Below are 5,968 nucleotides of genomic sequence, written 5' to 3' on the forward strand. Positions count from 1 at the left end.
ATGCTACCGAGTGGTCGGGCGGTTCCTGCGGCGAGGACGAAAAAAGCATCACGAACGCCCTCCTCACCGGCCGCATCCGCGTTCTCGAGGAAGCGCGGGCATGCCCGGCGACGCCAACGAACCGCAATTCTCCGCATCTCATTAGAGATCTCACCTATGACGATAGCCGAGCAGATTTACCGAGAAGCCCAGACGCCTCCGGACGAGCTTGCCCAAGAGGTCCTGGACTTCATCGGTTACATCGAGACCAAATACCACCTGAAGTCGGCCAAAGACAGGGATCTGCTGGCGGCACAAGGGCCGGCCATGGCCCGAATCTGGGACAATCGCGCTGACGATGAGGCATGGAATGACTTGTGATCCCGGCGATCTCGTGCTCTTGCCTTTTCCATATGCGGACCTGAGCACAACGAAGAAGCGGCCTGTTTTGGTCCTGAGCCGGCCGGACCATCACGGCGATTTCATCGGGCTGGCGGTGACTTCCGCGCCACAGCCCGAGCCTCATCTCGCCATTGCAGCCGACGCGCTCTCGGAAGGCGAGCTCCCGAAGCCAAGCACGATCCGGGTCGACAAGGTGTTCACGCTGGAGAAATCGCTCATTCTTTGTCGTTTCGGCCGACTCAACTCTGCATAACCTGCAGGCGGACCGGTCGGATCAGGTCGAGGTACGCGACCTGATCTACTCCGAGCGATACGGGCGCAAGAGCTTCAACATCGACGTGCCGGACCGCACCGGCGTCATGCAGGCCCTGCTGGAGGGGAAGACTCCGGAGGTGAACGGCGAGACTGAGTCGGTCCGCAATCTCGCCGCACGGTACGCGGATATCGTCGATCACATCCCGCAGGAGATCGCCGATGCGGCTCTGCCGTTCTTTATCGACTGGCTGCTGGACAACGTGCATCTGGTCGCGATCGAGGCGTATTCGGACGAGGACGCCTACACCATCTTCGAGACCATGAACGATCGCGGGCTCTCGCTCAGCCTGCCGGACATGCTCAAGGGCTACGTGCTCGCCAATATCACCCACGAGGACGACCAGCGGGCCGTCAACGCCATTTGGAAAGCGCAGATGCAACGCCTGCGCGAGATTGGGGCCGAGGACGACGTGGACTTCTTCAAGGATTGGCTGCGCGCACGACATGCTCAGACCATCCGGCCCGGCAGGAAGGGGGCAGAGAACAAGGACTTCGAACGCATCGGCTCTGAGTTCCACCGCTGGGTGCGTGATCAAAAGGATCAGTTGAGCCTGGTGGACGAGGACGGCTTCACCCGCTTCGTCAAACGCGATCTACAGTTCTACGCCAAGCGTTACGGGGAGATCCGCCGTGCCGCCGAGACACTGACGCCGGGCTGGGAGGCGATTCGCTACAATGCCGATCGTGGCTTCACGCTGCAGAGCCAGACCATGCTGGCCCCGTTGACCCCGGACGACCCGGCGGATGTGTCTCGTCGCAAGGTGGCACTGATCGCCGACTTCCTGGACATCTGGCTCGCCCGGCGGATTTGGAATTTCCGCACCATCAGCTACTCGTCGGTGAAGTACACCCTGTTCCAACTCACCAAGGAGCTGCGAAACCGCGACGCTGCGACTCTCTCCGAATACCTGCTTAGCCAGCTCGACGAGCAGCCGGAAAGCTTCGCCGGCGCGCCCCGCTTCCGACTGCACATGCAGAACTATCGGCAGGTACGCCACATCCTTGCGCGGTTGACCCATTGGGTGGACACCCAGTGCGGCGTGGCCTCGCACTTCGAGGACCTGATCTCCGAGGGGCGCGCTCGACCCTTCGAGATCGAGCATATCTGGGCGGACAAATACGAGCGGTTCGCGGACCGGTTCACGCACCCTTCAGACTTCGAGACCGAGCGCAACCGCATCGGCGGCCTGCTCCTGCTGCAACGGGGCATCAACCAGAGCCTCAACGACGCCACCTATGAGAACAAGCGTGACGCCTACGCTGCGCACGGGGCGAACCTGCTCGCCCGCAGTCTTCATCCGCAGGCGTACCGGAACAACCCGGCCTTTCTCGGCCTGATCGACCGCACCGGGCTGCCGTTCCGGGCCTATGATACCTTCGGCACGGAGGAACAGCTGGAGCGCCAGGAGCTGTGTATCCGGATCGCCGAGTGGGTCTGGAATCCGTCGCGCTTGGACCTCGATGGCGAGAAGCCGCCCGTCCATGAGCCGATCGTTGGACAAGACGATGACGAGTGCGGGAATGGCGCGGAACACGGGGCGCGGCATGCGCTGCGGCTGGCCTTCTGGACCCGATTGCTCGACCACGCAAAGACCCGCGGCGACCTTCACGCGAGCATCTCGCCAAGCCGATACAACTGGATAGGTCGATGCCGCGAAGGAATGTGGTGGAACTATACCGTCGTGCAGGACGAGACCCGCGCAGAGCTGTATATCGACTCCCCCGAGCCATCACGGAACAAGGCGCTGTACGACGCACTCCTCTCCCATAAGGCCGACATCGAGAACGCCTTCGGAGGCCCTTTGCTCTGGCAGCGTTTGGACGACAAACGCGCGTGCCGGATCAGTACGTCTGTTCGCGGCGGCTGGGTCGACGAATCAACTTGGCCTCAGGCCATTGAACAGGCCGTTGATGGCATGGAGCGGTTGTACTCGGCGCTCGCCCCCCGTGTGCGTGATGTCCAGGGTAGGCCGCCTTGATAACTCAGATATTTGAATATAAAAGCCTTTTCTTGAACATCGCACCAAGTGAACGACAATGACCAGACAGCTCCGGATGATCACGCTAGAAGATATAAAAGCACGAATCGAGCCGCTAGGGTTCGCGTGGACCGGCGATTGGGGGTGGGGGAAACCAGAAACACGCCGGTTCGAAGGCCCCGCGATTCCTCAGCTGCTCGGGATCGGCACGGTACTCGGTAGATCAGCTGGACAAAGTAGTTTGTACATCAGGGACAACTACCTCAGCGCGACCGGGCACTACCGGAAGCTGGAGGAACTTGTCCGACCATCCACTTATGGCAGCTTAGCGAGCAAAGCTCCCGAGTGGAGAGGTCGCGATTTGCTCACGCTCATGGACAAGTTGGAAGAACTCATGAGCGTGAATCCGGCAAGCGGCGATTGACGGCTTTTCCGCAGGGAACTTCCAGGCTCGACTAGGTCGGGGCAACACTCGGCCTGCGTACCGGAATCACCCCAACACCGCTGGAAAGGCTGTCCCGCTGCCGAAGGATCGAAAACTGTTCTGCCTCAGGTCGTGCCGGGCGCAGTTGCACCTAATCCCCCACAACCGTCAAGCTGAGCACTCTCGCCGTGGCTTCGTCTCGGAGCCGGAAAGGGAATCAGGCGCAGATCGGCGTTCGGAGCGAGCCGGTCGGCCAGCAGGGCGTTCAGGACATCCCATTCGTCGATCGTAAACTTCAGGTCGGCACGGAGCCAGCCCAGTGCGCCGCTTGAGCGAGTCGATCCGAGATCGGCGCAGGCTTCGCCAATGGCCGCCATGCACTCGTAGCCTATATGTCGGATGCTTCTTGAACGGTTGTAGAGCCTGCAGACGTTTCGGACGCGTTTCGCATGGCCGTCTTCAAGGCGGCGACGCGCGCCGCGCGGATATGCTCCGGGATGAGGCGCGGCTCGCGTGCGGCGCGGGCGACCGCCCCGACGTCCACGGCAGCGACGGCGGCTTGCAACCGACGCAGGGTCTCGCCCTGCGGATAGTCGCGGTCGGCATAGCCGGTGCGGCCCCGATAATCGGCCTCGCAGGCGGTCAGCATCCGGTGGAAGCGCTCCGGCCGACGGAAGGCGTCGGCGCCTTCCAGGAGATCGAGGATGGTCGTCGCACGAAGCTCGTCGACCTTGTGGACGAGGCCGTGATAGCGCGCCGTGATGCGGGCGAGCTCGCGAAAACGCACGGGGACGCGTAGACGCTCGCAGATGGCCTCGAGCAGATCGACGCTGCGTTCCTCGTGACCCCGATGACTCGGCAGGATCTCGCTCGGCGTAGTGCCCTTGCCGAGGTCGTGACAGAGCGCGGCGAAGCGCACGCCCAGGTCCGGGGACAGCCGCGCGGCCATGTCGACCACCAACATGACATGGACGCCGGTGTCGACCTCCGGGTGCCATTTGGCCGGCTGCGGTACGCCCCAGAGCCGATCGACCTCGGGCAGCAGCCGGACCAGAGCGCCGCAGTCGCGCAGGACCTCGAAAAATCGCGAGGGTCGATCCTCGCAGAGCGCACGCGCCAACTCCTTCCAGACCCGCTCGGGGACCAGGGCATCGACCTCGCCGGCCGCGACCATCTCGCGCATCAGATCCATGGTCTCGGGCGCGACACGGAAGCCGAGGTCGTCGAAGCGCGCGGCGAACCGGGCGAGACGCAGGATCCGGACCGGGTCTTCCGCGAAGGCCGGGGAGACGTGCCGCAAGACGCGCGCCTGGAGGTCCGCCAGCCCTCCGTAGGGATCGATCAGGACACCGGACGAATCCTCGGCGAGCGCATTGATGGTGAGATCACGGCGCTGCAGGTCCTCCTCGAGCGTGATCTCCGGGTCCGCGTGCACCGCAAAGCCGTGATAACCGGGCGCGGTCTTGCGCTCGGTGCGCGCCAAGGCGTACTCGTCCTTGGTCTGTGGATGGAGAAAGACCGGGAAGTCCTTGCCGACCTGTTGGAAACCGCGGGACAGAAGATCATCGGGTGTGGCGCCGACGACGACGAAATCGCGCTCGCTGACCGCGCGCCCGAGCAGACGGTCCCGCACGGCGCCGCCGACAAGATAGGTCTGCAGTCCATCGGTTGCGCTCACGGCGAGGGTCCGACACTTAAGGACCCATCGGCACCGGACCAAAAAGCCGAACGGGTGCGGGGGAAGTCTCGAGCGCGGGTCGCGATCGGCATGGATAGCCTCGTCTCTGCGGTCTGTCCGGTCGCGGGATTATACCGGGCAGAGGCTTGCGGGTAGAATTCACGGTCCGTTTCATCATTCGAGACCCGAAGACCATGCGACTCTTTGGATACCTGATCCTGTTCGCGCTGATCGGCTACGGCATCTGGCCCTATTTCACGGTCTTCCGTCTCGACGAGGCGATCAATCAAGAGGGCACGGCTCAACTCGCCACGATGGTGGACCTGCCGGCGATTCGTGCCAATTACAAGGCGCGGGTTACCGCGGGCGTCGACGGCATCTTCCCCTCGGGCGATCCCGAAAGCGTCATGAGCTGGATCCGCCAGAACGTCGACCGCCTCGGCGACTCGGCGCTCGAGCAGGCGATCACCCTGCCCTGGGTGCGCGATACCCTGCGCGGCGCGGTCACGCGAGCCACCGGCCAGAGTCCGCCCTACCTCCTCGGCGGGATCGACTTCGCCTTTTTCGAGTCCTACAACCGATTCTTGATCCGAATCGGTGACTTGGGCCGCTCGCCGACCCATGTGAGGATGACGCTGCAGGGCACGGACTGGAAGATTACCGACATCATCGACTGAGTGAGCACCGCTGCCTCAGCGGCCGCGACCCGCGGCGGCGGTGCGGCCCCCAGCCGCCGGTTTCACGAGCTTGCCGTGGTCGATCAACAGGAGTCGGCAGCTCGGACATCGCCAAGCCATATTGGCCGCCGGCCGAAGCGACAAGCTGATGGTGTTGGGCAGGGCGCTGCCGATGTGCGCAAAGGTTCCGGGTGGTCCCTTGTCGCGCGATGACCAGATCGCACCCTTACCGAGCATGACCCAGCCGGCCTCCATCGCGGTGCCGCAGTCCGGGCAGGCGTAGTTGCGCCCCGACCAGAGATCGGAGGTTGCGGAAACCTCGCACGCCTTGCCTTGCAGATGACGCACGATCGCCCAGAGAGCCACCAAGGCCGCGATGGTGGCGCTTGCGCCGATCCAGAGTGCCAGATTCGCCGTCATGGCACGGTCCCCCTCAAACCCATTCCCTCTATCCTACAACCGCCGCTCGGCGGCGGCGGGCCTCTTTCATCGGGGCCTCTCGAAGCCATCCGCC

Annotated in this window: 7 protein-coding genes; 4 read left to right on the forward strand and 3 right to left on the reverse strand. The window is 63.6% G+C overall.

Annotated elements, in window-relative coordinates:
• Positions 1–156: 156 nt before the first annotated feature.
• The 3 genes from GPT33_RS16430 to GPT33_RS16440 all read left to right on the forward strand — a co-directional run bounded on the left by GPT33_RS16430 (position 157) and on the right by GPT33_RS16440 (position 2,675).
• Positions 157–360 carry a DUF2281 domain-containing protein gene (locus tag GPT33_RS16430; RefSeq protein ID WP_296811007.1) on the forward strand — a complete coding sequence of 68 codons (204 nt, stop codon included), beginning with the start codon at positions 157–159 and terminating at the stop codon, positions 358–360.
• Positions 350–634 carry a type II toxin-antitoxin system PemK/MazF family toxin gene (locus tag GPT33_RS16435; RefSeq protein WP_296811010.1) on the forward strand — a complete coding sequence of 95 codons (285 nt, stop codon included), beginning with the start codon at positions 350–352 and terminating at the stop codon, positions 632–634. The genes GPT33_RS16430 and GPT33_RS16435 overlap by 11 nt, the downstream gene beginning before the upstream one ends.
• A gap of 85 nt (positions 635–719) precedes the next feature.
• Positions 720–2,675 carry a DUF4268 domain-containing protein gene (locus GPT33_RS16440; RefSeq protein WP_296811013.1) on the forward strand — a complete coding sequence of 652 codons (1,956 nt, stop codon included), beginning with the start codon at positions 720–722 and terminating at the stop codon, positions 2,673–2,675.
• Positions 2,676–3,224: 549 nt separating this feature from the next.
• On the opposite strand, the gene GPT33_RS16445 is transcribed toward GPT33_RS16440, so the two are convergent.
• Both GPT33_RS16445 and GPT33_RS16450 read right to left on the reverse strand, forming a co-directional pair.
• Complete coding sequence (locus GPT33_RS16445; RefSeq protein ID WP_296811016.1) at positions 3,225–3,476, reverse strand: hypothetical protein; 252 nt, start codon at positions 3,474–3,476, stop codon at positions 3,225–3,227.
• Positions 3,477–3,487: 11 nt separating this feature from the next.
• Positions 3,488–4,777 (reverse strand): multifunctional CCA addition/repair protein, encoded by a 1,290-nt coding sequence (locus GPT33_RS16450; RefSeq protein WP_296811019.1) that lies wholly within the window; start codon positions 4,775–4,777, stop codon positions 3,488–3,490.
• Positions 4,778–4,971: 194 nt separating this feature from the next.
• Here GPT33_RS16450 and GPT33_RS16455 point away from each other — a divergent pair, with 194 nt between their 5' ends.
• Complete coding sequence (locus GPT33_RS16455; protein WP_093186974.1) at positions 4,972–5,454, forward strand: DUF2939 domain-containing protein; 483 nt, start codon at positions 4,972–4,974, stop codon at positions 5,452–5,454.
• Positions 5,455–5,469: 15 nt separating this feature from the next.
• Here the strand turns inward: GPT33_RS16455 and GPT33_RS16460 are convergent, their stop codons facing one another.
• Positions 5,470–5,874: a PF20097 family protein gene (locus GPT33_RS16460; RefSeq protein WP_296811025.1), complete on the reverse strand. Its 405-nt coding sequence runs from the start codon at positions 5,872–5,874 to the stop codon at positions 5,470–5,472.
• Positions 5,875–5,968 lie beyond the last annotated feature (94 nt).

Origin of the sequence: Thiocapsa sp. (assembly GCF_011390875.1) — a bacterium.
GTDB lineage: Bacteria > Pseudomonadota > Gammaproteobacteria > Chromatiales > Chromatiaceae > Thiocapsa.

What these genes read in the sequence shown, in the direction of transcription:
- GPT33_RS16430 (WP_296811007.1), top strand. Translation starts at nt 157, where the DNA reads ATGACGATAGCCGAGCAGATTTACCGAGAAGCCCAGACGCCTCCGGAC.
- GPT33_RS16435 (WP_296811010.1), top strand. Translation starts at nt 350, where the DNA reads ATGACTTGTGATCCCGGCGATCTCGTGCTCTTGCCTTTTCCATATGCG.
- GPT33_RS16445 (WP_296811016.1), bottom strand. Translation starts at nt 3,476, where the DNA reads ATGGCGGCCATTGGCGAAGCCTGCGCCGATCTCGGATCGACTCGCTCA.
- GPT33_RS16455 (WP_093186974.1), top strand. Translation starts at nt 4,972, where the DNA reads ATGCGACTCTTTGGATACCTGATCCTGTTCGCGCTGATCGGCTACGGC.
- GPT33_RS16460 (WP_296811025.1), bottom strand. Translation starts at nt 5,874, where the DNA reads ATGACGGCGAATCTGGCACTCTGGATCGGCGCAAGCGCCACCATCGCG.